Source organism: Rhizobium sp. L43 (genome assembly GCF_002531725.1).
GTDB lineage: Bacteria > Pseudomonadota > Alphaproteobacteria > Rhizobiales > Rhizobiaceae > Rhizobium.
Map to the genome: position 1 here is coordinate 286,257 of NZ_NWSQ01000005.1, position 26,139 is coordinate 312,395.

The 26,139-nt window shown below is 61.9% G+C and carries 28 protein-coding genes; 15 read left to right on the top strand and 13 right to left on the bottom strand.

Translation table 11 applies throughout. The features are described 5' to 3' along the window. Positions 1–18 precede the first annotated feature (18 nt). Both CO667_RS08425 and ffh read right to left on the bottom strand, forming a co-directional pair. Entirely contained in the window at positions 19–339 is a 321-nt protein-coding gene (locus CO667_RS08425) for a chorismate mutase (protein WP_037101839.1), read from the bottom strand. Between the two features lie 16 nt (positions 340–355). After that, on the bottom strand, positions 356–1,939 hold the full coding sequence (ffh, locus tag CO667_RS08430) for a signal recognition particle protein (protein ID WP_097617936.1): 1,584 nt from the start codon (positions 1,937–1,939) through the stop codon (positions 356–358). Between the two features lie 422 nt (positions 1,940–2,361). Here ffh and CO667_RS08440 point away from each other — a divergent pair, with 422 nt between their 5' ends. From CO667_RS08440 to CO667_RS08465, 6 genes are all read left to right on the top strand, one after another. Next, the gene (locus tag CO667_RS08440; protein WP_097617937.1) at positions 2,362–2,565 is read left to right on the top strand and encodes a hypothetical protein; all 204 of its coding nucleotides are present in this window, start codon (positions 2,362–2,364) and stop codon (positions 2,563–2,565) included. Between the two features lie 113 nt (positions 2,566–2,678). Beyond that, the gene (gene dapF / locus CO667_RS08445) at positions 2,679–3,584 is read left to right on the top strand and encodes a diaminopimelate epimerase (RefSeq protein ID WP_097617938.1); all 906 of its coding nucleotides are present in this window, start codon (positions 2,679–2,681) and stop codon (positions 3,582–3,584) included. Beyond that, positions 3,581–4,855, top strand: a complete 1,275-nt coding sequence (gene mtaB, locus CO667_RS08450) for a tRNA (N(6)-L-threonylcarbamoyladenosine(37)-C(2))-methylthiotransferase MtaB (RefSeq protein WP_097617939.1) — start codon at positions 3,581–3,583, stop codon at positions 4,853–4,855. The genes dapF and mtaB overlap by 4 nt, the downstream gene beginning before the upstream one ends. A gap of 16 nt (positions 4,856–4,871) precedes the next feature. Then, a complete protein-coding gene (ftsY, locus tag CO667_RS08455) occupies positions 4,872–6,470 on the top strand; it encodes a signal recognition particle-docking protein FtsY (protein WP_097617940.1) in 1,599 nt (532 codons plus the stop codon). A gap of 78 nt (positions 6,471–6,548) precedes the next feature. Continuing rightward, entirely contained in the window at positions 6,549–7,223 is a 675-nt protein-coding gene (locus tag CO667_RS08460; protein WP_097617941.1) for a septation protein A, read from the top strand. Further along, positions 7,220–7,807, top strand: a complete 588-nt coding sequence (locus tag CO667_RS08465; protein WP_097617942.1) for a DUF2585 domain-containing protein — start codon at positions 7,220–7,222, stop codon at positions 7,805–7,807. Before CO667_RS08460 ends, CO667_RS08465 begins: the two co-directional genes overlap by 4 nt. A gap of 174 nt (positions 7,808–7,981) precedes the next feature. Here the strand turns inward: CO667_RS08465 and CO667_RS08470 are convergent, their stop codons facing one another. The 5 genes from CO667_RS08470 to ccmA all read right to left on the bottom strand — a co-directional run bounded on the left by CO667_RS08470 (position 7,982) and on the right by ccmA (position 11,138). Next, positions 7,982–8,590, bottom strand: a complete 609-nt coding sequence (locus CO667_RS08470; protein ID WP_097617943.1) for a DsbE family thiol:disulfide interchange protein — start codon at positions 8,588–8,590, stop codon at positions 7,982–7,984. Then, a complete protein-coding gene (gene ccmD, locus CO667_RS08475; protein ID WP_097617944.1) occupies positions 8,587–8,754 on the bottom strand; it encodes a heme exporter protein CcmD in 168 nt (55 codons plus the stop codon). The genes CO667_RS08470 and ccmD overlap by 4 nt, the downstream gene beginning before the upstream one ends. Beyond that, positions 8,751–9,518: a heme ABC transporter permease gene (locus CO667_RS08480; RefSeq protein ID WP_097617945.1), complete on the bottom strand. Its 768-nt coding sequence runs from the start codon at positions 9,516–9,518 to the stop codon at positions 8,751–8,753. The genes ccmD and CO667_RS08480 overlap by 4 nt, the downstream gene beginning before the upstream one ends. Positions 9,519–9,565: 47 nt before the next feature. Further along, the gene (gene ccmB, locus CO667_RS08485) at positions 9,566–10,225 is read right to left on the bottom strand and encodes a heme exporter protein CcmB (protein WP_097617946.1); all 660 of its coding nucleotides are present in this window, start codon (positions 10,223–10,225) and stop codon (positions 9,566–9,568) included. Between the two features lie 271 nt (positions 10,226–10,496). Next, positions 10,497–11,138, bottom strand: coding sequence for a heme ABC exporter ATP-binding protein CcmA (gene ccmA, locus CO667_RS08495; RefSeq protein WP_097617948.1), 642 nt, complete (start codon positions 11,136–11,138; stop codon positions 10,497–10,499). Between the two features lie 262 nt (positions 11,139–11,400). Here ccmA and acnA point away from each other — a divergent pair, with 262 nt between their 5' ends. From acnA to CO667_RS08510, 3 genes are all read left to right on the top strand, one after another. Next, positions 11,401–14,091, top strand: coding sequence for an aconitate hydratase AcnA (gene acnA / locus CO667_RS08500; RefSeq protein ID WP_097617949.1), 2,691 nt, complete (start codon positions 11,401–11,403; stop codon positions 14,089–14,091). Between the two features lie 234 nt (positions 14,092–14,325). Continuing rightward, entirely contained in the window at positions 14,326–15,066 is a 741-nt protein-coding gene (locus CO667_RS08505; protein WP_097617950.1) for a thioredoxin family protein, read from the top strand. A gap of 285 nt (positions 15,067–15,351) precedes the next feature. Next, complete coding sequence (locus CO667_RS08510; protein WP_097617951.1) at positions 15,352–15,753, top strand: DUF2794 domain-containing protein; 402 nt, start codon at positions 15,352–15,354, stop codon at positions 15,751–15,753. A gap of 6 nt (positions 15,754–15,759) precedes the next feature. Here CO667_RS08510 and CO667_RS08515 read toward each other — a convergent pair whose 3' ends face one another. From CO667_RS08515 to CO667_RS08530, 4 genes are all read right to left on the bottom strand, one after another. Next, on the bottom strand, positions 15,760–16,317 hold the full coding sequence (locus CO667_RS08515) for a GNAT family N-acetyltransferase (RefSeq protein WP_097617952.1): 558 nt from the start codon (positions 16,315–16,317) through the stop codon (positions 15,760–15,762). A 109-nt stretch (positions 16,318–16,426) separates the two neighbouring features. After that, positions 16,427–17,155 (bottom strand): Bax inhibitor-1/YccA family protein, encoded by a 729-nt coding sequence (locus tag CO667_RS08520; RefSeq protein ID WP_097617953.1) that lies wholly within the window; start codon positions 17,153–17,155, stop codon positions 16,427–16,429. Between the two features lie 180 nt (positions 17,156–17,335). Beyond that, on the bottom strand, positions 17,336–19,879 hold the full coding sequence (locus tag CO667_RS08525; protein WP_097617954.1) for an ABC transporter permease: 2,544 nt from the start codon (positions 19,877–19,879) through the stop codon (positions 17,336–17,338). Further along, entirely contained in the window at positions 19,876–20,583 is a 708-nt protein-coding gene (locus CO667_RS08530; RefSeq protein WP_097617955.1) for an ABC transporter ATP-binding protein, read from the bottom strand. Before CO667_RS08530 ends, CO667_RS08525 begins: the two co-directional genes overlap by 4 nt. A gap of 71 nt (positions 20,584–20,654) precedes the next feature. On the opposite strand from CO667_RS08530, the gene CO667_RS08535 reads away from it, so the two are divergent. Together CO667_RS08535 and thpR are read left to right on the top strand one after the other, a co-directional pair. Then, a complete protein-coding gene (locus CO667_RS08535; RefSeq protein ID WP_097617956.1) occupies positions 20,655–21,299 on the top strand; it encodes an arylesterase in 645 nt (214 codons plus the stop codon). 68 nt (positions 21,300–21,367) lie between these two features. Continuing rightward, positions 21,368–21,961: an RNA 2',3'-cyclic phosphodiesterase gene (gene thpR / locus CO667_RS08540; RefSeq protein WP_097617957.1), complete on the top strand. Its 594-nt coding sequence runs from the start codon at positions 21,368–21,370 to the stop codon at positions 21,959–21,961. On the opposite strand, the gene CO667_RS08545 is transcribed toward thpR, so the two are convergent. Next, positions 21,868–22,368, bottom strand: a complete 501-nt coding sequence (locus CO667_RS08545) for a low molecular weight protein-tyrosine-phosphatase (protein WP_097617958.1) — start codon at positions 22,366–22,368, stop codon at positions 21,868–21,870. The two genes, thpR and CO667_RS08545, sit on opposite strands and share 94 nt — an antisense overlap. A gap of 34 nt (positions 22,369–22,402) precedes the next feature. On the opposite strand from CO667_RS08545, the gene CO667_RS08550 reads away from it, so the two are divergent. Both CO667_RS08550 and CO667_RS08555 read left to right on the top strand, forming a co-directional pair. Next, positions 22,403–22,708, top strand: a complete 306-nt coding sequence (locus CO667_RS08550) for a 4a-hydroxytetrahydrobiopterin dehydratase (protein WP_097617959.1) — start codon at positions 22,403–22,405, stop codon at positions 22,706–22,708. Between the two features lie 66 nt (positions 22,709–22,774). Next, a complete protein-coding gene (locus tag CO667_RS08555) occupies positions 22,775–23,164 on the top strand; it encodes a YkvA family protein (RefSeq protein ID WP_097617960.1) in 390 nt (129 codons plus the stop codon). Between the two features lie 21 nt (positions 23,165–23,185). Here the strand turns inward: CO667_RS08555 and CO667_RS08560 are convergent, their stop codons facing one another. Further along, positions 23,186–23,746: a sigma-70 family RNA polymerase sigma factor gene (locus CO667_RS08560; RefSeq protein ID WP_097617961.1), complete on the bottom strand. Its 561-nt coding sequence runs from the start codon at positions 23,744–23,746 to the stop codon at positions 23,186–23,188. 334 nt (positions 23,747–24,080) lie between these two features. Between CO667_RS08560 and CO667_RS08570 the strand changes: the two genes are divergently transcribed. Then, positions 24,081–24,590: an invasion associated locus B family protein gene (locus CO667_RS08570; protein WP_017962430.1), complete on the top strand. Its 510-nt coding sequence runs from the start codon at positions 24,081–24,083 to the stop codon at positions 24,588–24,590. A 248-nt stretch (positions 24,591–24,838) separates the two neighbouring features. Beyond that, positions 24,839–26,065 (top strand): 23S rRNA (adenine(2503)-C(2))-methyltransferase RlmN, encoded by a 1,227-nt coding sequence (gene rlmN, locus CO667_RS08575; RefSeq protein ID WP_097617963.1) that lies wholly within the window; start codon positions 24,839–24,841, stop codon positions 26,063–26,065. Positions 26,066–26,139: the final 74 nt, after the last annotated feature.

Here is a 26,139-nt window from a genome sequence, read left to right on the forward strand (position 1 = left end):
CTTCGTGGGCGGTAATGACTATCGGGCTGCGGCGCTCTGTTCAGCGTGATCCGCAGCGATCTGCTCATGATGCCGGATGACTTCCTTGATGACGAAGTTCAGGAACTTCTCGGCGAAATCCGGATCCAGATGCGCATCTTCGGCAAGCTGACGAAGACGGGCGATCTGGTATTCCTCGCGCGCCGGATCGGCCGGCGGCAACTTGTACTTGGCCTTCAGCACGCCGACCTCTTTGGTGCAGCGGAAGCGTTCAGCCAGAATGTGGACGAGCGCCGCGTCGATATTGTCGATCGACTGGCGGTAGCTCGAAAGCTGGGCTTTGACGTCTGGATCAATCATGGGGCAGGCGATCCTTTCACTTCTTCTTGGGCAATCCGGGCAGGCCCGGGAAACCACCACCAAGGCCCGGCAGCTTTGCGCCACCAAGACCGGGCAATCCGCCCGGCAAGCCTCCGCCTAGACCGGGCATACCCCCACCCGGTTTTCCCAAACCCGCGGCTTCCGCCTGCTTCTGCAGCGCTTCGAGCTGCTTCGGGTCGATATTCGAGAGATCGGGCATGCCGCCCATGCCGCCGAGGCCCCCCAGCCCCATCTTGCCGGCAAGGCCGCCCATCATCTGCTTCATCATGCCGCCTTTGCCCTTGCCGCCCATCATCTTCATCATGTCGGCCATCTGGCGGTGCATCTTCAGAAGCTTGTTGATGGCGGCGGCATCGGTGCCGGAGCCGGCGGCGATGCGCTTCTTGCGCGAATGCTTGAGCAGGTCGGGATTGGAACGCTCGGCCTTGGTCATCGACTGGATGATGGCGATCTGGCGGCCGAAAAGCCTGTCGTCGAGGCCGGCCGCGGCCATCTTGTCCTTCATGCCTGACATGCCGGGCATCATGCCCATGATGCCGCCCATGCCGCCCATCTTCTGCATCTGGCGCAGCTGATCGGCGAGATCGTCGAGATCGAACTTGCCTTTGGCCATCTTGGCGGCCATGGCGGCCGCCTTCTCGGCGTCGATGTTCTCCGCGGCGCGCTCGACGAGCGAGACAATGTCGCCCATGCCGAGAATGCGGTCGGCGATGCGGCGGGGATGGAATTCCTCCAGCTCGCTCATCTTCTCGCCGACACCGATCAGCTTGATCGGCTTGCCGGTGACGGCGCGCATCGAAAGGGCGGCACCGCCGCGGCCATCGCCATCCATGCGGGTCAGCACCAGACCGGTGATGCCGACGCGTTCGTCGAAGTTGCGGGCGAGATTGACGGCGTCCTGGCCGGTCAGGCTGTCGGCGACCAGCAGGATTTCATGCGGGTTCGAGCGCTTCTTGATGTCGGCCATCTCGACCATCAAGGGCTCGTCGATATGGGTGCGGCCGGCGGTGTCGAGGATGACGACGTCATGGCCGCCGAGTCTGGCCGCCTGCACGGCGCGGGCGGCGATATCGGTTGGCGACTGGCCTGCGATAACAGGCAGCGTGTCGATACTGGCCTGCGCGCCGAGCTGACGAAGCTGCTCCTGGGCCGCCGGACGGCGCGTGTCGAGCGACGCCATCAGCACTTTCTTCTTGTCGCGCGTCGACAGGCGATGGGCGATCTTGGCCGACGTCGTCGTCTTGCCGGAGCCCTGCAGGCCGACCATCATGACGACAACGGGGGCGGCCGCATGCAGGTCGATGCCGACACCTTCGCCGCCCAGCATCTCGATCAGTTCGTCATGGACGATCTTGACGACCATCTGGCCGGGCTTGATCGACTTCAGGATCTCGGCGCCGACGGCCTTTTCACGCACGCGGTCGGTAAAGGAACGCACGACGTCGAGCGCGACGTCGGCCTCCAGCAACGCACGACGAACCTCTCGCAGCGCTGCGGAAACATCGGCTTCCGAAAGCGCGCCACGGCCTGTCAGTCCATTCAGAATGGATCCAAGACGGTCCTGGAGGTTTTCAAACATCGGCTCTTCCTTGATACGTTTCGGGCGGGTTCGATATGCCCGGAAACGTCGTGCTTTTCCTTGACGAAAACAAGACGCAAAGCCAAAAAGCACCCGAGGGCGCATCGCGCTGTCGGGTGTTGACCTCCGGGATCTCAAAGTCCCGGTCGGCGGCTCGGAGTCATCAGGCTCGTCGCGGATTGGGCGCGATAAACAGGAAAGCCGTGGGAAAGTCAAGGCGAATGCGTGGAATGACCGCGTGGCGGGCTTTTCGGAAGCGCTGCGACCTGGCGCGAGCGATTAAAATTTCGGCCGGCAGTCCAAATTCGCGATATAGGCCAGTTGCAAAATATTCCACTTATGATTCTACTTTCTACTTAAGTGCATCCTGTAAAATGATTCGTAAATATCCTTGATGCCGAATGATTCGGCGGAGATATTGAATGATAAATCCTGATATTGAGAGCTGGGCGCTGGCGCGGGCTCACCATATTGTCCTGAACGAAGGCCTGAACCTTGCCAAGGCGGCACAGGACCTGGACCGCAAACGGTCCCGCTCGCTGGTCTACGAGCTGAGAAAGGTCATCACCGCCGCTATCGTCGAAGCACATGCGGCGTCTTTCGATTCCGACGGTGCGCGGCGTTAAAAGCCGAACTGCCGCGAAAGGGGTTGCCGGCGGCAAACCTGCCCGGTACTCACCCACTGGTAATTCCTTCGCATTTCCGCCATATACAGCGGAAAGACGGACGGAATGATATCATGAGCGCAACGGTCGAATTCGCGAGGATGAACGGGCTTGGCAACAAGATCCTGGTCGTCGACATGCGCGGCCGGCCGGATAAGGTGACGCCGGCGGCGGCGGTCGCGCTCAATGCCGATCCGCAGACCGAGTTCGATCAGATCATGGCGATCCATGATCCGAAGGCCGACGGCACCGATGCCTTCATCGATATCTTGAACTCCGATGGCTCGAAGGCGCAGGCCTGCGGCAACGGCACGCGCTGCGTCGTGCAGGCGCTTGCCGCCGAGACCGGCCGAAAGGCCTTCACCTTCCAGACGGTTGCCGGCATCCTCAACGCCGTCGAGCATGACGACGGGACGATTTCTGTCGATATGGGCCGGCCGGTCTTTGATTGGGACAGGATCCCGCTGGCGGAAGAATTCCACGACACCAGCCGCATCGAACTGCAGATCGGCCCGATCGACAATCCGGTGCTGCATTCGCCGTCGGCAATGTCGATGGGCAATCCGCATGCGATCTTCTGGGTGGACAGGGATGTGATGTCCTATGATCTCGCCCGCTTCGGACCGCTGCTCGAAAACCATCCGATGTTTCCCGAGCGCGCCAATATCACGCTGGCGCAGGTGACCTCGCCGACATCGCTGACGACGCGGACCTGGGAGCGCGGCGCGGGCCTGACGCTTGCCTGCGGCTCGGCCGCCTGTTCTGCCGCCGTCAGCGCCGCGCGCACCGGCCGTACCGGCCGCACTGTGACGATCAATGTGGCGAGCGCCAAGCCGCCGGCGACACTTTCCATCGAATGGCGCGAGCGCGACGACCATGTCATCATGACCGGCCCGGCCGAATGGGAATGGTCGGGCAGGCTCGATCCGTCGACGGGTCTCTGGTCGCGCGAGGATACCCGAGAGGCGGAGGCGCAGTGAGCGGCGTCGAGGTCATTACCTTCGGCTGCCGCCTCAACACATATGAATCCGAAGTGATGAAGGCGCAGGCTGAAAAGGCCGGGCTCAACAATGCCATCCTGGTCAATACCTGTGCCGTGACCGGCGAGGCCGTGCGCCAGGCACGCCAGGCGATCCGCCGGGCGCGGCGCGACAATCCGCATGCCCGCATCATCGTCACCGGCTGCGCCGCGCAGACGGAAAAGCAGACCTTTGCCGAAATGGCGGAGGTCGATGCCGTGCTCGGCAATGAGGAGAAGCTGACCAGCGCCTCCTATCGCAGCCTGCCGGATTTCGGCGTTTCGGCCGAAGAGAAGCTCCGCGTCAACGACATTATGAGCGTCAAGGCGACGGCGCCGCAGATGGTCAGGCATATCGACGGCCATGTGCGCGCCTTCATCCAGGTGCAGAACGGCTGCGACCATCGCTGCACCTTCTGTATCATCCCCTATGGCCGCGGCAATTCCCGCTCCGTGCCGATGGGGGCGGTCGTCGACCAGGCCCGCAAGCTCGTCGACAGCGGTTACCGCGAGATCGTCCTGACCGGCGTCGACGCCACCAGCTATGGCGGCGATCTGCCCGGCGCCCCGACGCTCGGGCTTTTGGCGAAGACGCTGCTGAAGCAGCTCCCCGATATCCGCCGCCTCAGGCTTTCCTCGATCGACAGTATCGAGGCCGATGCCCATCTGATGGATCTGATTGCCGCCGAGCCGCGCTTCATGCCGCATCTGCATCTGTCGCTGCAGCATGGCGACGACATGATCCTGAAGCGGATGAAGCGCCGCCATTTGCGCGCCGACGCGCTGCGTTTCATCGAGGAGGCACGCCGCCTTCGCCCCGAGATGAGCTTCGGCGCCGATATGATCGCCGGCTTTCCCACCGAAACCGAAGAGATGTTCGACAATGCCGTGCGGCTGGCCGAAGAGGCTGGTATCGCCCATCTGCATGTTTTCCCCTACAGCCCGCGTCCCGGCACGCCGGCCGCCCGCATGCCGCAGCTCGACCGGTCGCTGGTCAAGGATCGCGCCGCAAGGCTGCGCGCCGCTGGACATAGGCTGCATCAATCCCATCTCGACGGCATGATCGGAACCCGGCAATGGCTGCTTGTTGAAAACAACGGCCTGGCGCATACGGAAAACTTCACGCTGGTTGCCGCGCCCGGCCTTCGTCCCGGCGAACTTGTGCCGGTCACGATCACCGGCCACAATGGCAAGCATCTCGACATGCAATTGACGGCCGCTGCCGCGGCCTGACTTTCACGGAATCCCCATGGCGCTCAGTTTCATCAAAAAGGTCTTCACCTTCGGCAAGCCGGCTGAAGAGCCTGTGCCTGAGGTCGTGGAAAAGGAGCTGGAGCCACGTTCACGCGACGAAGATCTGCCGGTTGCTGACGATCCGGTGCTGGCCGAGGAAATGGATACGGCCGGCGGGCCGGCTGCCGATATTGACGAGGGCGGGGTCGAAGCACCTGTTGCTGAAGATGATGTCGAACCCTCAATCCTGCCAGCTGCGGACCAACTGAGCGATATGGGTGTCGTACCGCTTTCGTTGCTGGAAGCCGAGGCAGCAGCAGAGGCGGAGACTGAAATCCAGGCGGTCGCCGAAACCGTTGCGGAAATACCCGCTTCTGTCCCTCTGGGACATCTCCCCCACGAGGCGGGAGATCCTGTGGAGACCGGAGCGCTAGAACAGCCGGCTGACCTCGAAGAGATCGTCGAAAAGCTTCCGGAAGAGATTCCGGCTGAGGATGATGCGGGGCTGGATTCGCCCTTCCAGCCAATCTCCCCACTTGTGGGGGAGATGCCCGGCAGGGCAGAGGGGGGTATCGCACCCGCCGAGCCCTCCGAAACGACCGCGGCAGAACCGGAGACCGGCTCTCCCATTCTCCCAAAAGGCTTCGCCACCGGCCCACGGGTCGTAGAGCCGGCTCCGGTTGTCCTGCAGCCAAAACTCAGCTGGTTCCAGCGCCTGCGCAACGGCCTTGCACGCACCTCCTCGCAGCTGACCGGCCAGATCACCGCGCTCTTCACCAAGCGCAAGCTCGATGACGAGACACTGCAGGATCTCGAAGATCTGCTGATCCAGGCCGATCTCGGCGTCGAGACCGCGTTGCGCGTCACCGACACGCTGGCTTCGGAGCGCTACGGCAAGGATGTGACCGGCGAGGATGTCAGCCGGATCATGGCGTCCGAAATCGCCAAGGTGCTGAAGCCGGTCGCGAAGCCGCTGCAGCTCGACCTCTCGCACAAGCCGCATGTCATCCTCGTCGTCGGCGTCAACGGCACCGGCAAGACGACGACGATCGGCAAGCTGGCGGCAAAGCTTTCCGGCGCCGGGCTGAAGGTGATGCTGGCCGCCGGCGATACTTTCCGTGCGGCGGCGATCGAGCAGCTGAAGATCTGGGCTGAGCGGACCAATTCCGAATTCATCGGCACCAAGCTCGGCGCCGATGCGGCCGGTCTTGCCTATGACGCCTTCGAGCAGGCGAAGGCAAAAAAATGCGACGTGCTGATCGTCGATACGGCCGGCCGCCTGCAGAACAAGGCCGAGCTGATGGCCGAACTCGAAAAGATCGTGCGCGTGCTCGGCAAGCTCGATCCCGATGCGCCGCACACCGTGCTGCAGACGCTCGACGCCACCACCGGGCAGAATGCGCTGAGCCAGGTCGAGATCTTCCGCAATGTTGCCGGCGTCAACGGGCTGATCATGACAAAGCTCGACGGCACGGCGCGCGGCGGCATTCTTGTTGCCATCTCCGCCAAGCACAAGCTGCCGGTCTATTTCATCGGCGTCGGCGAGGGTGTCGAGGATCTGGAGCCGTTCGAGGCCGAGGATTTCGCGCATGCCATTGCCGGGCTTGGGCAATGATGCCACAGATATGCCGCCGAAAGCCTGCAAGGCACGGCCGGCCCGCAGGTTTCCAGGAAGAACAGGTTTGAAGAAGGCATGAGCACCGAAAGTGATATCACCCCATCCGCGGCCGACCGGCATCATCCGCTGCTGAAGCTGGCGCTGGAACTCGGGCCGCTGCTGATCTTCTTCTTCGCCAATCTGCGCGCCGAGTGGCTCGCTGTACAGTTTCCGGCCCTTGCCGCATTGGGCGGACCGCTGTTCATCGCCACCGCCCTTTTCATGTTGGCAACGATTGTTTCGCTGATCGTCTCGAAAGTCGTACTCGGCCATCTCCCGATCATGCCCTTTGTCTCCGGTCTGGTGGTGTTGAGCTTCGGGGCGCTGGCGATTTATCTGCAGAACGAGACCTTCATCAAGATGAAGCCGACGATCATCAACGCCCTCTTCGGTGTCGCGTTGCTCGGCGGGCTTGTTTTCGGAAAGTCATTGCTCGGCTATGTATTCAATACGGCCTTCGAGCTTGACGCCGAAGGCTGGCGCAAGCTTACCGTCCGCTGGGGGATCTTCTTCCTGTTCTGTGCGATTCTGAACGAGGTCGTCTGGCGCGGCTTCAACTGGTATTACCAGCCTGACATGAAAGCGGCGGACAATGCCTGGGTGGTCTTCAAGGTCTGGGGCAACCTCCCGATTACCCTCATCTTCACCATGTCGCAGATGCCGCTCATTCTGAAGCATAGCGTCACTCCAGAAACGGACGGCGAGAAGTGAGCGCTGCAGAGGCTGAATATCGTGTGAGACACCAGACCTACTGGTTCGTCGCCTGCCTTGCGGTGCTGGTCGCCCAGATCGTCGCCGAATATCTGATGGGCCGCGTGCCGATCTGCGCCTGCGGTTATGTCAAGCTCTGGGAGGGCGGGGTCAATACCAGCGGCAATTCGCAGCACCTGTCGGACTGGTACACGCCGTCGCACATCATCCACGGCTTCCTGTTCTACGGGCTCGGCCATCTCGTCCTGCGCCGCAAGCCGCTGGCGGCACGGCTGCTGCTGGCGCTGTTCATCGAATCCGGCTGGGAACTGCTGGAGAATTCGCCCCTCATCATCGACCGCTACCGCACGGCGACGATCGCGCTCGACTATTATGGCGACAGCATTCTGAACTCGGCGATGGACGCCGTCTTCATGTGTGTGGGCTTCTTCTTCGCATCGCGCGCGCCGGTCGCGCTGACGGTGGCGATCGCCATCTTTTTCGAAATTTTCACCGGCTATGTGATCCGCGACAACCTGACGCTCAACGTGGTGATGCTGATCTGGCCGGTGGAGGCGATCAAGGTCTGGCAGTGTGGTGGTTAAGACCCCTCCCCGACCCCTCCCCACAAGGGGGAGGGGCTTGGATGCCGCTCCCGCTGTTTTCTATCTCACCCTTGCATCCGCAGAAAGGCTGACGTTTCCCCCAGTTGGCGCAGCGCGTTAGTCCCTCCCCCTTGTGGGGAGGGGTTGGGGAGGGGTTTTGCGTAAAGCAATCGCCTACGAAACCGGCTTGCCGAGCGCCTTTTCCATCGCCGGAAACAGACCTTCCTTCAGGCTGACATCGTCGAACGGGCCGACGCGCTTATAGAGGATCGTGCCGTCGGGGGCGACCAGATAGCTTTCCGGAATGCCGTAGACGCCCCAGTCGATCGCCGCCTTGCCGTTCGGATCGATGCCGATCGCCTGGTAGGGATTGCCGAGCTCGCCGAGGAAACGCAGGGCGTTGTCGCTCTGGTCCTTGTAGTTGATGGCGACGATGTTCAGCCGTCCGTCTTTTGCCAGCTCTTTCAAAACAGGATGTTCGTCGCGGCAGGGGACGCACCAGGAGGCGAAGACGTTGACGAGGGTGAGCTTGCCCCTGATCGCTGCATCGGTCAGCGCCGGCAGGTTGGCGCCGTTGAGCGGCGGAAGGTTGAGCGTCGGCGCCTTGGTGCCGATCAGGGCGGAAGGGATTTCGGTGATGTTCTTGCCGTGGAAATCCTGGTCGTAGAGCATTTTCGCGGCGGTTGCCGCGATGCCGCCGAAGACGATCAGCGGCAGAAGCGCCAGCACGAAGCTGCCGCGCCCGCGCGGCTTGCCGGTCGGGATTTCCGGCGCCTCGCTCATTGCCCGTCCTCAGTGCGTGCCGAGCGACGACGGATGCCGGCGGCTTCGAGGCTCGCGAGTTCCCGGCGGCGCCCCCGCCCGTCGGCCCAGGTCCAGAGCGTGGCGGCGACCGTCACGAGGGCTGCGAAGCCGTAGGAGGCGTAGACGTAGAAGGCGTGCGTCAAGTCTGTTCCTCGCGACTGGCCATGCGGGCGGCGAGACGGCGCTGGGCGGCGATGCGGCGGCGCCAGATCTCGTTCCTCATCGCCATGATATGCAGGGTGAAGAAGAGCAGGGTGAAGGCGATCGCCATAACGAAGAGCGGCCGCAGGAATTCCGGATCGATCGCCGGGCCGTCGAGACGCAGCACGCTTGCCGACTGATGCAGCGTGTTCCACCATTCCACGGAGAATTTGATGATCGGGATGTTGACGAAGCCGACGAGGATCAGCACGGCGCTGACGCGTGCCGCCTTCGACGGATCGTCGATGGCGCGGCTGAGGGCAATCAGCCCGAGATAGATCAGAAAGAGAATGAAGACGGAGGTCAGCCGCGCATCCCAGACCCACCAGGTGCCCCACATCGGCTTGCCCCAGAGCGAGCCGGTAACGAGGGCAAGCAGGGTGAAGGCGGCGCCGAGCGGGGCTGCCGCCTTGGCCGAGACATCGGCCAGCGGATGGCGCCAGACGAGCGTGCCGATCGCCGATACGCTCATGATCGTGTAGCACATCATCGAAAGCCAGGCCGAGGGCACATGGATATACATGATGCGCACGGTCTCGCCCTGCTGATAATCGCCTTCGGTGGCGAAGCTCAGATAGAGGCCGACGATAAAACAGAGGGCGGTGATGCCGGCCAGCCAGGGAATGGCGCGCGCCGCCAGCGCCAGAAACCGCGTCGGGTTGGCGAGATCGCTGAATTTGCTGATGGCAAGGCTCGTTTCATTCATGACCGTTCCTTACCTTGATCCGGCTTTTCCCGCAATCGAATGGCTGGTCAATCCGCCGTGTTTCGCAGCGCCAGGGCAGCGGCAGCCGGGCCGATGACGGCAAAGAAGAGTGTCAGCGCGATCAGGATGAGAAAAGGCGGCAGGAACGGAGCGGGATCCTCGACCGCGGCATAGGTGGCGCTGACGCCGAAGATCAGCACCGGGATGGTCAATGGCAGCACGAGGATCGAGACCAGCAGGCCGCCGCGGGGCAGCGCCACGGCGACGGCGGCCCCGACTGCGCCAATGAAGGTGATGGCCGGCGATCCCACAAGCAGCGTCAGCATGGTCGCAGCAATCGCCGTCTCGTCCATATTCATGAAGAGGCCGAGCAGCGGCGAGGCGATGACCAGCGGCAGGCTGGTGGCCGTCCAGTGGGCGAGGCATTTGACCAGCACGGTAAGGACGAGCGGCGTTTCTTGCATCAGCATCAGGTCGAGCGATCCGTCGTCGCGCTCGGCCTGGAACAGGCGGTCGAGGCCGAGAAGGGCGGCAAGCAATGCGCCGATCCAGACGATGGCGGGGCCGATGCGCGACAGCAGCTTGAGATCGGGACCGACGCCGAAGGGAATGACGGCGACGATCGTCAGGAAGAACAGCACGCCGATCAGCGCACCGCCGCCGGCGCGGATCGAGAGCTTGAGGTCGCGGAGGAAGAGGGCGGTCATGCGGGGCGGTTCTCTGCGTGTGCGATGGACGGGGCACCCCCCTCTGCCCTGCCGGACCCGGGGTCGAGCCACAGGTCTCGACCCATCCTTCGGACCCCCACAAGGGGGGAGATCGGCAAGATGCACCGGCTTTGCGAAATCTTGATCACGCGCCAAGCATCTGCGGCCATCTGCGACGTTTGATTAGAGCAAGAGCGCGACCCCAGCCGATCTCCCCCCTTGTGGGGGAGATGCCCGGCAGGGCAGAGGGGGGTAGTCACACCGAGAAACATCATCCCCATACCCCATGATCCACGCCGGCAAAGCCCGTCATCTTCATTTCCTGCACATTCTCCAGCCCCAGCGGCTGATGCGTCGCCGCCAGCACAATGCCGCCCTGTGCCAGATGCGCGGTGATCAATTCGGCCAGCAGCCGGTCGGCGCTGGCATCGAGTGCCGCTGTGGGTTCGTCGAGGATCCAGACGGGGCGGTGGGCGACGAGCAGTTTGGCGAAGGCTATCCGGCGCTGCTGGCCGGCGGAGAGATAGCCGAAGGGAAGGTGGGTGATCCCCGAGAGGCCGACGGCCTCAACGGCTTCTTCAAGCGGGAGGCCGGCAGTGGGGTGGCCGAGAAAGGCCCGCCAGAATTCCAGATTCTCTGCAACCGTAAGTTCATTCTTCATTGCGTTTCGATGGCCAAGGTAGTGGCTGGCTTCGCCCGGATGCCGGTCTTTCCGGCCCTCTCCGTCGCGGAAGATGACGGTGCCTTTTTCCGGCTTGAGAAGGCCGGCGACGACACGCAGCAAAGTGGACTTTCCCGATCCATTTCTGCCCGTCAGCACAAGCGCCTCGCCGGCTGCCAAGTGAAAGGAAATGTTAACGAAAATCAGATCCTCACCGCGCCTTGCGGCCAAATTTTCGGCGGTGAGATGCATACGTCGGGTCTTTCCTGGTTTCGGCTTCCGGAGGGGTCAAAAAATGTCCGATTTTGACTGCGTTCGGGTATGGCAAGTTTTTAGGAAATTATCTATAAGACCTGCAACCACGCCAGCGGTCGGCGTGAATTTCATCCTTGCGCCGAACTTGGAGCGTCTGTTCCACGTGCGGACAGCGGAAATGGCCGTACCCGCATCCTGATGTGCATTAAGTGCATAGGCGTTCGCACGACTGTGTTGGCTATCAGAAACGGGGTCTCTCGTGTCTAAATCTCTTGACAGTTTCAATTGTCGTTCCACGCTTTCCGTGAACGGGAAAGACTATGTCTATTACAGTCTGCCCAAGGCTGAGGCAAACGGTCTGCCCGGCGTCTCGAAGCTTCCCTATTCGATGAAGGTGCTTCTCGAAAACCTGCTGCGCTTCGAAGACGGCCAGTCGGTCACCAAGGAGCACATCCTGGCCGTCGCCGAATGGCTTGATAATAAGGGTGCGGTCGAAAACGAGATCGCCTATCGCCCGGCGCGCGTGCTGATGCAGGACTTCACCGGCGTTCCCGCCGTCGTCGATCTTGCCGCGATGCGCGACGCGATGGTGTCGCTCGGCGGCGACCCCGAGAAGATCAACCCGCTCGTTCCCGTCGATCTCGTCATCGACCACTCCGTCATCGTCGACGAATTCGGCACGCCGCAGGCTTTCGCCAGGAATGTCGAGCTGGAATACCAGCGCAACGGCGAGCGCTACCGCTTCCTGAAGTGGGGCCAGCAGGCCTTCAAGAATTTCCGCGTCGTGCCTCCCGGCACCGGTATCTGTCATCAGGTCAATCTCGAATATCTCGGCCAGACCGTCTGGACCAAGGAAGAGGACGGCGAGACGATCGCCTATCCGGATACTTGCGTCGGCACAGACAGCCACACGACGATGATCAACGGTCTCGGCGTTCTCGGCTGGGGTGTGGGCGGGATCGAAGCGGAAGCCGCGATGCTCGGCCAGCCGGTCTCGATGCTGCTGCCCGAAGTCATCGGCTTCAAGCTGACCGGCAAGCTCAAGGAAGGCGTCACAGCGACCGACCTCGTTCTGACCGTCGTGCAGATGCTGCGCAAAAAGGGCGTCGTTTCGAAATTCGTCGAATTCTTCGGCCCCGGCATGGACAATATGCCGCTCGCCGACCGTGCGACGATCGGCAATATGGGCCCGGAATATGGCGCCACCTGCGGCTTCTTCCCGGTCGACGGCGAAACCATCAATTACCTTACCATGTCCGGCCGCACGCATGACCGGATCGCCCTCGTCGAAGCCTATTCGAAGGCGCAAGGCATGTGGCGTGAGGGCGACGGTTCCGAGCTCGTCTTCACCGACACGCTGGAACTCGATCTTAGCGACGTCGTGCCGTCGATGGCCGGCCCGAAGCGTCCGGAAGGCCGCATTTCGCTTGAGAACATCGCGACCGGTTTTGCCGGCTCCATGGATGCCGATTACAAGAAGCCCGGCCAGCTCAACAATCGCTATGCGGTTGAAGGCACCGACTTCGATCTCGGCCACGGCGACGTGGCGATCGCTGCCATCACGTCCTGCACCAACACGTCCAACCCGTCAGTGCTGATCGCCGCCGGCCTTCTTGCCCGCAACGCCGTTGCCAAGGGCCTGAAGACCAAGCCGTGGGTGAAGACCTCGCTGGCACCGGGAAGCCAAGTCGTCGGCGAATATCTCGCCAAGTCGGGCCTGCAGGCAGATCTCGACAAGCTCGGCTTCAACCTCGTCGGATTCGGGTGCACCACCTGCATCGGCAATTCCGGCCCGTTGCCGGCGCCGATCTCGAAGACGATCAACGACAAGGGCCTGATCGTATCCGGCGTGCTCTCGGGCAACCGTAACTTCGAAGGCCGTATCTCGCCTGACGTGCAGGCGAACTATCTGGCCTCTCCGCCGCTCGTCGTTGCTTATGCGCTTGCCGGCACGGTGCAGAAGGATCTGACCAAGGAGCCGATCGGCGAGGACCAGAGCGGTAACCCCGTTTATCTCAAGGACATCTGGCCGACCTCGAAGGAGGTGCAGGAATTCATCCTGAAATACGTGACCCGCGAACTCTACGAAAGCAAATATGCCGATGTCTTCAAGGGCGACGTCAACTGGCAGGCCGTCCAGGTCCCGCCGGGCCAGACCTATGCCTGGGACGACAATTCGACCTATGTGCAGAACCCGCCCTACTTCGTCGGCATGGGCAAGAAGGGTTCCGGCGTTTCCGACATCAAGGGCGCCCGCGTTCTCGGCCTGTTCGGCGACAAGATCACCACCGACCATATTTCCCCGGCCGGTTCGATCAAGGCGGCATCGCCGGCAGGCGCCTACCTGCTCGGCCACGAGGTCGCCGTTGCCGACTTCAACCAGTACGGTACGCGTCGCGGCAACCATGAAGTGATGATGCGCGGCACCTTTGCCAATATCCGCATCCGCAACCACATGCTCGGCCCGAACGGCAAGGAAGGCGGCTACACCATCCACTACCCGTCGAAGGATGAGACCTCGATCTACGACGCGGCGATGCAGTACAAGGCCGAGGGCGTGCCGCTGGTGATCTTCGCCGGTGTCGAATATGGCAACGGCTCGTCGCGCGACTGGGCTGCCAAGGGCACCAACCTGCTCGGCGTCAAGGCGGTGGTCGCACAGTCCTTCGAGCGCATCCATCGCTCGAACCTGGTCGGCATGGGCATCATTCCCTTCGTCTTCGAAGAGGGCACGACCTGGCAGAGCCTCGGCCTCAAGGGCGATGAACTCGTCACCATCGAAGGTCTGGAAAAGATCAAGCCGCGCGAGAAGAAGATCGCCAAAATCACTTATGGCGACGGCACCGTGAAGGAAGTTCCGCTGCTGTCGCGCGTCGATACGCTCGACGAGGTGGTCTACCTCAACAATGGCGGCATCCTGCAGACGGTTCTGCGCGATCTCGCTGCCTGATTTTTAAGAGACTCGACTGATAATGGCCGCCGGAGAGCAGTTTCCGGCGGCTTTTCTTTTGCGGCGACAGTATTTGGTGGGCTCACGATGATTTGTTTTCTACGGGTTCCGGTGGCGCCGCGTCTCACCCGTTCGTGACTTTTCGTTTGGACCCGGAAGGATTATTCGTACGTTTCATATGTCAGGGCCTCCGGTTCCAACTCGCCGTCGGCGCTGAAAAAGAGGTGCAGGTGAATGTCCCCCCGTTTTCTGATTCCGCTGATCGCCGGCGTTGTTCTCTCGGGCCCCTTACAGGCCGAAGACGGCACGCCGAAAGGTGTCGTCGAACTGTTCACGGCGCAGGGCTGCTCTTCCTGTCCTCCGGCTGATGCGGCTTTCCGGAAGCTGGTGAACCAGGGCGATGTCATCGCGCTCGCCTATCATGTCGATTACTGGAACTATCTCGGCTGGGCCGATACGCTGAGCTCCAAGGAAAACACCGAGCGGCAATACGGCTATGCCAGGACGATGGGCCGCAGCAACGTCTACACGCCGCAGGCGATCGTCAACGGACGCGGCCACCTGGCCGGCGCCGATCTCAACGGCATCAACGGCAAGATCGACACCTATAGCAGCGAAGGCAACGGGCTGACCGTCCCGATCAGCGCGGCGATGCGCGGCGACGAGCTGGAGATCAAGATTGGCGCGGGGCAGGGCAAAGCCAATGTCGTGATGGTCTATTTCGACAAGGAAAAGACGATCGAGGTCGAAAAAGGCGAGAACAGCGGGAAGAAGCTGTCCTATCTGCACAGCGTCACCAATGTCGAAACGGTCGGTATGTGGGACGGCAAAGCGACCAGTCTGACGCTGCCGGCGAGCGTCCTGCAGCGGCCGCAGCTCGAAGGCTGCGCGATCCTGCTACAATCGGCGACCGACAACGGCGATCCGGCTGCGATCCTTGGCGCGACTGTGGTGATGGCTGGAAAAAATATCTGAGATTTCATCCGGTTGCGGATGAAGTACCGGGCGGCCCGGCTGAGCGTATTCGGGGCTGGGGTTAAGGTCGATACGCTCCGCCGGGCCCTTTGGCGCGCTGGCGCCAAACCGGGGATTCATAATTCTCCTGCAAATGAGGCGCTGTTTTGACTGAAATGCGGCGCTGCGGAGAAAGCGTTAGCGCTATCAGGTGCGGCCGAATGTGACGGGCGGTACTCTTGCAATTTGCGGCGGGTCGGGCACACTGTCACTCTCCTGTCACAAGCGGAGGCCTTGGGAGACCTGATGACAGATCAGCCGGATTTGCGACACGGCGAAAGCCGTTCCGTCGACAATAGTTCCTCAGTCGTCGTCGATCTCAGGGAATACAAACAAAGCAAGGACCCGCTTCCGGTGACTTTTCATCGGCGCGAACTGGACGCGATCCTGTGGATCTACGGCCGCATGGTCGGCGACGGCGAATGGCGCGACTACGCGATCGATCACCTGAAGGACAAGGCGGTCTTCTCCGTCTTCAAGCGCTCCGGCGAAATGCCGCTCTTCCGCATCGAGAAAAATCCGAAGATGGCGGCCAAGCAGGGCGCCTATTCGGTGATCAATATCCACGGCACGATCCTGAAGCGCGGTCACGAGCTGAATCAGGTGCTGAAGGTGTTCGACAAGGCCCTGAAGCTCGTCGACAAGTAGGCGGTATCAGCCGGCAAACAGCGTGCCGGGATAGGTGGACGGATCCGGATCGGTTGCCATGCCTTCGCCGAGGGCGCGCTGCATGAGCATCGTGTCGAGCCAGCGGCCGTGCTTATAGCCGGTGCCCCTCATCAGGCCAACCTCCACGAAGCCTGCCTTGAGATGAAGCGCGATCGAGGCAGGGCTGGCACCGCCGATGACGGCGGTCATTTGACGGAAACCGAGATCGGTGCAGCGGTTGATCAGCTCGGCCATCAACACTTTGGCGATGCCGCGTCCGCGCGCCTCAGGGGCCAGATAGATCGAATCCTCGACCATCCAGCGATAGGCGGGGCGCGTGCGAAAGGCCGAGGCGTAGGCATAGCCGAGCAGGCCTCCGTCGGCATCGACGGCGGCGATATAAGGATAGCGCTGGGTGACGATCGCCGAAAAACGCTGCGCCATCTCGGCCTCGGAAGGCGGCACGATCTCATAGCTCGCGACGCCGTTGAGGACGGAGTCGCGATAGATCTCGGCAATGGCGGGGATATCAGCTTGCGAGGCGTCACGCAGGAGGAAGGACATTTGGGTGGCTGGTCCATCGGGAAGGCAAGGTCTCTCTAAAACCACTCCTCCGAAACCGGCGCAACAAAAAAGGCGGCCGAAGCCGCCTTTTCGATCTCAGTGTGCCTGCTTATTTGCGGTTGCCCATGAACTGCAGCAGGAACATGAAGAGGTTGATGAAGTCGAGATAGAGCGTCAGTGCGCCCATGATCGCCTTGCGGCCGGCGACAGCGACGTCATCGGCTTCCAGGTACAGTTCCTTGATCCGCTGTGTGTCGTAGGCGGTGAGGCCTGCGAAGATCAGAACGCCGAGCACCGAGATCGCGAACTGCACGGCCGACGAAGCCAGGAAGATGTTGACCAGCGATGCGATGATCAGGCCGAAGAGACCCATGATCAGGAACGAGCCCATCGCCGACAGGTCACGCTTCGTCGTGTAGCCGTAAAGCGACAGCGCGCCGAAAGAGGCGGCGGTGACGAAGAAGGTCTGCACGACGCTCTGGCCGGTGTAGATCAGGAAGATCGACGAGAGCGACAGGCCGACAAGCGCGGCATAGATCGCGAACGTCGTCTGGGCGGCGCTCACCGTCATGCTATGGATCCGGAAGCTCAGGAAGAACACCAGAGCCAGCGGCGCCAGAATGACCACCCACTTCAGCGGGCTCACATAGATCGCCTGGCCGAAAGCGGTCAGTTCGCCGTTGGCGAAAGCGAATTGGAACGACAGATATGCGGCCACACCGGTGATCGCCAGACCCAGCGCCATCAGGTTGTAGACCTTGAGCATATAAGCGCGCAGGCCTTGATCAATCATCTCGCCGGTCTGAGCGCGGCTTTGATAGTTACGAAGATCAGCCATAGTTTCCTCTTACAAGCTCCGATGGAGATACGGTGTCGGGGTTTTCGACCCGGGCGCCGCTGCGGAGCTCCAGCATGCCTGCGGATAATATGAGGCTTTCGCCCCTCGCAAACAAGAGCCTTGCGAGGGCTCGGCCGGTTAAATCGCCGTAAGGTGAAGGGTTTGGGTGCCGCTGCCGGCTCAAAGCTCGCGCAAGACGGGTGCCGCTTTCTGCCCGAGGATGCGCCAGGTGCCGATCAGGCCGATGCCGACGGTCAGGACCAGCGCGGTCACCAGTGTCAGCCCCGCGACGTCGGGCAGAAAGGCCGAGGGCAGGCGCATGATGCGGGCGACGATGAACCAGGCGGCGACGCCGCCGGCGATCAGCGCGAAGATCGCGGTCGCAAGCCCGAGGATCAGATATTCGTAGCTGAAGGCGCGGATCAGCATGGCGCGGGTGGCGCCGAGTGTCTTCAGCACCACCGCATCGTGGGTGCGCGCCCGGTTTCCGGCGGCAAGGGCGCCGGCAAGGACGAGGATCGAGGCGATGAGGGCGACGGAGGCGGCGGCGCGGATCGCGGTCGCCAGCTGCGCGACCAGCTGATTGACGATATCGATCGCATCCTTGACGCGCACACTGGTGATCGTCGGATAGGTGTTGGTGACGGATTTCAGGATCGCCGCCTCTTCGGCCGGTGTCGAGGAGGGATCTGTCAGGGTCGCCAGCCAGGCATGCGGGGCGCCGCGGAAGGTGTTCGGCGAGAAAACCATGACGAAATTGATCGACAGCGATTCCCATTGGACGCGGCGCAGATTGGCGATCTTCGCGGTGATATTGCGGCCGAGCACATTGACGGTGACCTTGTCGCCGATCTTGAGGCCGAGTTCATGGGCCTCTTCCGAGGAGAAGGAGACGAGCGGCTCGCCGCTGTAATCCTTGTCCCACCAGCTGCCTTCGGTGAGGGCGGCGTTTTCAGGCAGAGTGTTGGCATAGGTGATGCCGCGGTCGCCGTTCAGCACCCAGCGGCCGGCGGCCGGCACGTCCATCTTGGTGACGTCCTCGCCGTTGAAGGCGACGATCCGGCCGCGCAGCATCGGCACTTCGACGAGCTTTCCCTGCGGCGCCTGCGCCTGGACGAGATCGCGGAAGGCGTCGACCTCGGCGCTCTGGATATCGACGAAGAAGAAGTTCGGCGCACCCTCGTTCATGCGGCCGGTCAGCTGCTGGCGCAGGTTGCCGTCGATCAGGGTCAGCGTCACCAGCAACGCCAGGCCAAGGCCGAGCGAGAGCACAACCGAGGGCGTCAGCGCGCCGGGGCGGTGGATGTTGCCGATCGCAAGCCGCAGCGCCGGCGAATTGACGCGCGGGCTGCGGCGCGCAAGCCAGGCGATCGCTGCTGCGACGAGGCGCAGGACGACGAAGGCGAAGACGATCGCGCCGACGAAGACGAAGGCGATGAAGCGGTCATAGGCGGTGAGGACGGCGAGGCCGGCGAGAGCGGCCATGAACAGCGCGGCAAGCAGGATATAGGGCCAGGACGGCAGGCGGCGGGCTTCGAAGCCCTGCTCGCGAAAGAGTGCGGTCGCCGGCACTTCGCGGGCATGGCCGAGCGGCAGGATGGCGAAGGCCGGCGTCGTCAGGATGCCGAAGAGCGTCGCAAGCAGCAGGGCGCCGGGATAAAGGGTCGGCGTGGTCGAGACCGGCAGGAATTGCGCCAGGAACTGCGCGGCGAAGATCGGCGACAGGGCGCCGATGATCAGACCGATCAGGATGCCGCCAAGCGCGATGATGGCGATCTGGAAGAGATAGATCAGCACGACGACCTGCGCCGGCGCGCCGAGACATTTGAAGGTGGCGATGGTGGTGCGTTTGGCATCGAGGAAGGCGCGCACGGCATTGGCGACGCCGACGCCGCCGACGATCAGCGCGGTGAGGCCGACCAGCGTCAGGAACTGCGAGAAACGGGTGATGTTTTCGGTGAGCGAGGGTGCGGCACGGTCGCTGGTGCGAACCGCCCAGCCGGCGGAGGGGAATTCCTTGGCGGCGCGCGCCTGGATGCCAGACATCTGACCCTTGTCTTCGAGCCGGATCTTGTAAGCATGTTCGACAAGACTTCCCGTCTGGATGAGCCCTGAGGCTTCAAGCGCCCGGCGGCTGACCAGCAGGCGCGGTGCAAAGCCGAAACCTTCCGACAGTGCATCCGGCTCGGTTTTGACAGTGCCTGTTATGCTGAGCTTGACATTGCCGAGCAGCAATTCGTCGCCGACCGCAAGCCCGAGCCGATCGAGAAGCAGCGGCGCTGCCACCGCGCCATAGGTGCCGCCCTGGCCTGAAAGCAGGGCTGCGAGCGGATAGTCCGGCTCGGCGACGAACTTGCCGTAGAGCGGGTAGGCGTCGTCGACCGCCTTGACCTCGACCAGCGCCTGGTCGGAACCGTCAGGCTTGCGGGCCATCGAGCGCAGGCCCGTCGAGACCGACACCGTGCCCAGGCCTTCGAGGAAACCCAACTCCTGAGGCGTGGCTTCGCGGTTGTTGAGCTCGAAGCGGACGTCGCCCGCCAGCAGTTCCTGCCCCTGTGAGGCGATCGTGTCGGTGATCGACTGCGAAACGGAATTGACGGCAGCGATCGCGCCGGTGCCGAGGGCGATGCAGGCCAGGAAAATGTAGAAGCCGCGGATGCCGCCGCGCAGCTCGCGCAGCGCCAGGCGAAAAGCGAGCGACACGCGCGGTGTGATGATCCTCATGCGATCGCCGCCTCGCTGCGGCGGGCAGCGCTGTCGCCCTCGATCCTGCCGGAACGGACGCGAATCTGGCGCGAGCATCGGTTTGCAAGCGAGACGTCGTGGGTGACGAGAAGCAGGGTCATGCCGCGTTCGGCCTGCTTGGAGAACAGAAGGTCGGCGATCTGGCGGCCGGTCTCGGTGTCGAGATTACCGGTGGGCTCGTCGGCGATCAGCAAAGCGGGCGAGGGGGCGAGCGCCCTGGCGATCGCCACGCGCTGCTGTTCGCCGCCGGAAAGCTGACCGGGATAATGGTTCAGCCGTTCACCGAGGCCGACCGAATTCAGCTCGCGATGGGCGATCTCGAAGGCGTTGCCGACATTGGCGAGTTCCAGCGGCACGGCGACGTTCTCAAGCGCCGTCATATTGGCGATCAGGTGGAAGGACTGGAAGACGATGCCGATGTTGCGGCCGCGGAAATCCGCCACCTGATCTTCGCTCAGCGCGTGGAGCGGCGTGTCGTTGATGTTGATTTCGCCGCTGTCGAGCTTCTCCAGACCGGCAAGCACCATCAGCAGGGTGGATTTGCCGGAACCGGACGGGCCGACGATGCCGACGGATTCGCCGGCCGCGATATCGAGATCGATGCCCTTCAGCACATGGACGGAGGCGGCCGCACTGCCAAGGGTCAGATCGGCGCCCTTCAACTCGATGATGGTTTTTGCCAACAGAAATCGCCCTATATAATCCGTAATCGAATGGCCGCATAACAGCACTTCGCCAATCTAGGGAAGCCAGAATGAGATTTAAAGTTGCCGCCCTTCAATTCACCGTCATTGCCGTTTCGCTGATCTTTGCCGCTGCAGCCAATGCCCGGACGATCAATCTCGTCGGTTTTGGGGACAGTTTGATGGCGGGCTACCAACTGCCGCCTGGCGACGGTTTTCCGGAAAAGCTGCAGGCGGCCCTGAAGGCGAAGGGACTCGACGTCACCATTGCCAATGCCGGGGTCTCCGGCGACACGACGACAGGAGGCCTTGCGCGCATCGACTGGTCGGTCCCCGACGGCACGGATGGGGTCATTCTGGAGCTTGGCGCCAACGATGCGTTGCGTGGTATCCCGCCGGAGGAGAGCGAGAAGAACCTCGACCAGATGATTGCCCGGTTAAAGGAGCGCGGGATTGCGGTGCTGCTCGCCGGCATAGTGGCGCCGCCGAATATGGGGGCGGATTATGCCGCACGATTCAACCCGATCTATCAGAAACTTTCGGAAAAACATGGGGTTCCGCTTTATGCCTTCTTTCTTGACGGTGTTGCGCTCGATGCGGGGCTGAAACTCGACGACGGCATGCATCCGAATGCCAGGGGTATCGACGTCATGGTCGGGAAGATGGAAGCCGATGTCACAAATTTCGTCGAAACGATTTCTACTGTGAAGAAATAGGGGCTTGCGCGGTCATTGATTGCGTGATTCCGTGTAAGCACCTGCAAAAGATTCGGGGAGTGCTCGTGATGCCGAGACTGTTTACCGCCCTCGAAATTCCGCGCAATGCGGCGATGAGCCTTTCATTGCTGCGCGGTGGCCTCCCCGGAGCACGATGGATCGATGTGGAGAATTACCACATCACCCTGCGCTTTATCGGTGATGTCGACGGCCGCACGGCCGATGAAATCGTCGAACGCCTCGACCGGATCGACCGGCCGGAATTCCAGTTCCGGCTCGAAGGGATCGGCTCCTTCGGCTCGAAGAAACCGCATTCGGTCTGGGCCGGCGTTTCGCAATCGCCTGAAATGTATGCCCTGCAGGGTGAGATCGAGCGCATCTGCCAGCGCATCGGCCTGCCGCCGGATCCGCGCAAATTCACGCCGCACGTGACGCTGGCCCGGCTCAAATCCTCGCGGCTCGACGACGTCGTGCAATATCTGGCGGGTCGCGGCAATTTTCACACGGCGACCTTCACTGCGCCGCGCTTCGTGCTGCTGTCGTCGCGCGAATCGGTCGGCGGCGGCCCTTACCTCACCGAGGAAGTGTTTCCGCTGCACGAGGCACGTTCGACGCCCAGCGCTTCGAGCAGGCTGCTGCAGCCGGTCAAGAGCCTGGTATAGACCAGCTCGAAACCATCCGGGCCGCCATAATAGGGATCGGGAATATCCTCTCCCGTTCTCAGCGCGATCTCACCAAAGAGATGGATGTTCGCCCCAGGCCGTGCGCTCTTGCCGAGCGCCGCTAGATTTTGCCGGTCCATGGCCAGAATCAAGTCGAAATCCGAAAGGTCGCTCGGTCTGATGCGGCGGGCGCGCTGTGCTGATATATCGATGCCGTGGCTTTTCGCGGTGGCGATCGAACGCCGGTCGGGCGGCTCGCCTTCATGCCAGCCGCCGGTGCCGGCCGAATCGATCGTAAAATGGCCGGTCAAACCTGCTTCGGCGACGAGATGGCGAAGAATTCCCTCCGCGAGCGGAGAACGGCATATATTGCCCATGCAAACGAAGAGGATGCTGATGCGTTTCATCGGTAGACCTGTCGACAGATGAGAGGACGATGGCATGAAAATCGAAAAACTGGAACGGACGGCGGTCGAGGCTGAGCTGGCCGGGCTTGCAGGCTGGGCGCTCAACGATGCCGCCTCTTCAATATCGAAGACATTCAAGTTTTCAAATTTCATCGAGGCTTTCGGATTCATGACGGAGGCAGCACTCGCCGCCGAAAAGCTCAACCACCATCCCGAATGGTTCAACGTCTACTCCCGTGTGGATGTGACGCTGAACACGCATGATGCCGGCGGACTGACGGAGCTGGATTTCAAGCTCGCCAAAGCCATGGAGAAGGCTGCGGCGCGACGTATTGTTTGAAAGCGGGGCCGATTGAAAGCCGGGCCGCCATCACCATATGTTCGCTTGGACGAAAGGGATGCAGGGATGGATGAGGTCAAATTCGGGGAAATCCTGTTGCCGGGCGATGAGGACACCCAGAGCCGGCGGGAGAAGACCGTAAGGCAGAAATTCTGGCCGACCTTCCGGCGGGCGGTGCGGCAAATCCCCTTCTCTCGCGATGTCGTCGCCGGTTTCTATTGCGCGCTCGATCCGCAAACGCCGACCAAGGTGCGCGGCGTGCTGCTTGCAGCGCTCGCCTATTTCGTCATGCCGATCGACATGATTCCCGATGTTTTCGCCGTCATCGGCTTTTCCGACGATATCGCCGTGCTCTCGGCTGCTTTCGCCATGGTGCGCGGCCATATCCGGCCCGGCCACTACGAAGCGGCCGACCGCGTTCTCGCCGACCGGCCGGAAGCGATGAAGACGATCTGAATCCTGTGCTAAATTAAAGAGTCAGGCGATTTCGCGTTCCAGCACCTTGCGAAGCTTGCCGAAGGCAAGCCGGATGCGCGATTTCACCGTACCGAGCGGCAGCCCGGTTGATTCGGCGATCTCCGAATGCGATTGACCGAGGAAGAAGGCGGCGCGCAGCATGTCGCGCTGTTCCTCCGGCAATTGGCCGACGGCGGCGCGTATCTTGGCGTCGCGATCGTCATTGGCGACGATTTCTTCCGCGCCGATCTCGGCCGGCGGCTGCAGGGCCGGGTCGGTTTCATCGAAGATGCGGGTATTGGTGCGGCGCTGCAGGTCGATGCGGCGGTTGCGGGCAATGCGGAAAAGCCAGGTCGAGAGTGAAGATCGCGTCGCGTCGTAGAGATCCGCCTTGTGCCAGAGCACGATCATGATCTCCTGCACCAGCTCCTCGGCCTCGCCCGACGTCATTTTCTGGCGCATCAGCCAGGCCTTCAGTCGAGGGGCGAAATAGTCGAACAGGATGGAAAAGGCCTGCTGGTCGCGATCCCTGGCGACGGCCTTCGCGAGGGCAGCGAAACGCTGTCTTTCCTCGGCATCCATGTCTCCTCACGAGCCCCCTGCGGCGAAATTTCGTCCCGGATTTCCAAGTCTTAATGAGGTACAACGGAAATGGGAAAGGTCAAACTCTTGCCTGAATCTTTGTGTCTTAAATTCAGCCGAACGGACGGCCAGTGCCATCGGGGCACCGTGTCGCGGCCGATACCGTCAAAGGGTCGAAAATGACATTCGAGCTGAAATGACACAGGCGAATACAAATCGCAGCTATTGTTGACCATTTGGTAACCTGAATTAAGTCAAAATAAAGCAGATCGTGATTATGCGGCGCCCGCTATGATCGCTTCGGGCCTTGAATCGCAAGAACCGGCAGGAATCCATGTTTGTAAAAAGTATCGTATCCGCTCTCGCACTCACCCTTGTTATGGCCGGAGTTGCGACAGCGCAGCAGGCCGCGCCGAACCGCATCCAGCAGTTCCAGGCATGGGGCGCCTACTCCTACAAGTCGGGCAACAGCACCGTCTGCTACGTGCTGTCCGTTCCGACGGCAAAGCAGCCGGCAAGCGTCGACCACGGCGACAATTTCTTCATCGTCTCCCAGCGTCCGGGCCAGAACATCTCCTATGAGCCGCAGGCGATGATGGGCTACACGGTCAAGGAAAATTCGAAGATCAACGTCGTCATCGACAACAAGACCTTCGTGATGTTCACCAAGGACAAGGCCGGCTGGGTCGAGAACGCGGCGCAGGAGCCGGCCCTCGTCGCGGCGATGAAGACCGGTCATTCGATGACGGTCAACGCCGTCTCGCGCAAGGGCACCGGCACCTCCTACAGCTATTCGCTCTCGGGCATTTCGGCTGCGCTGAAGCAGATCGAAACCTGCAAGTAAGCGTTTTTTGTTCGCAGAGCGACGAGGGCCGGCCTTGCGCCGGCCCTCGTCGTTTCCATCTATAGTGACGCGCGGGCAAAATGATGCTAAAGGCCGCGCAAACAGCGGACAGATCGCGATATCCGTCGCCGTTCCGCCATTCAATTTCTGTTAATGTGCCGTCATGCACCCACCAGTCTTCCGGCTTTAGCCCTGAAGTTCGCAGGGCTTGCGGGGCGGTTACGTGTTCGAATTCGGGATGAAAGACTATGTCCGTCATGGATGCGATCGTTGTCACCAAGCCGCAGGCGCGCACGTCCGCCAACCTCGAGAAGCCGTCGCTGATCGGGCTGTCGCGCGAGGAGATGGCGGCGGCACTCCGTGAAAAGGGCGTGGCCGAGAAGCAGATCAAGATGCGCGTGGCGCAACTCTGGAACTGGATCTATGTGCGCGGCGTCTCCGATTTCGACCATATGACCAATGTCGCCAAGGACATGCGGGAGATGCTGAAGCAGCATTTCACCATCGAGCGTCCCGAGATCGTCGAGGAGCAGGTCTCCAATGACGGCACGCGCAAATGGCTGCTGCGTTTTCCCGCCCGCGGCGCAGGCCGCCCGGTCGAGATCGAAGCCGTCTATATTCCGGAAGAGGGCCGCGGCACGCTCTGCATCTCGAGCCAGGTCGGCTGCACGCTGACCTGTTCCTTCTGTCATACCGGGACACAGCGGCTGGTACGCAACCTGACGGCGGAGGAAATTCTATCGCAGCTGCTGCTTGCCCGCGACCGGCTCGGCGACTTCCCGGATCGCGAAGCGCCGCAGGGAACGATCATGCCTGCCGAAGGCCGCAAGGTCAGCAACATCGTCATGATGGGCATGGGCGAGCCGCTCTATAATTTCGATGCTGTCAAGCAGGCATTGCTGATCGCCACCGATGGCGACGGCCTGTCGCTGTCCCGGCGCCGGGTTACGCTTTCCACCTCGGGCGTCGTGCCGGAGATCTTCCGCACCGGCGACGAGATCGGCGTCATGCTGGCGATTTCGCTGCATGCGGTGCGCGACGACCTGCGCGACATTCTGGTGCCGATCAACAAGAAGTATCCGCTGAAGGAGCTGATCGACGCCTGCCGGGCCTATCCCGGCCTTTCCAATGCACGGCGCATCACCTTCGAATATGTGATGCTGAAGGACGTCAACGACAGCCTTGAGGACGCCAAGGGGCTGATCAAGCTGTTGAAGGGCGTGCCGGCGAAGATCAACCTCATCCCGTTCAATCCCTGGCCCGGCACCAACTATCAGTGTTCGGATTGGGAGCAGATCGAGAAGTTCGCCGATTTCATCAATTCGGCAGGCTATGCCTCGCCGATCCGCACGCCGCGCGGCCGCGATATTCTTGCCGCCTGCGGTCAGCTGAAATCGGAATCCGAACGCATGCGCAAGACCGAGCGTCTGGCCTTCGAGGCGATGATGATCGCCAATCACGGCGCCGACGACTGATCAGCAAGTTTGATCCTCGCTACAATTCTCCTGCATTGATTTAAGCATGCGCTTTTCCTAATAGTGCCGCCAAA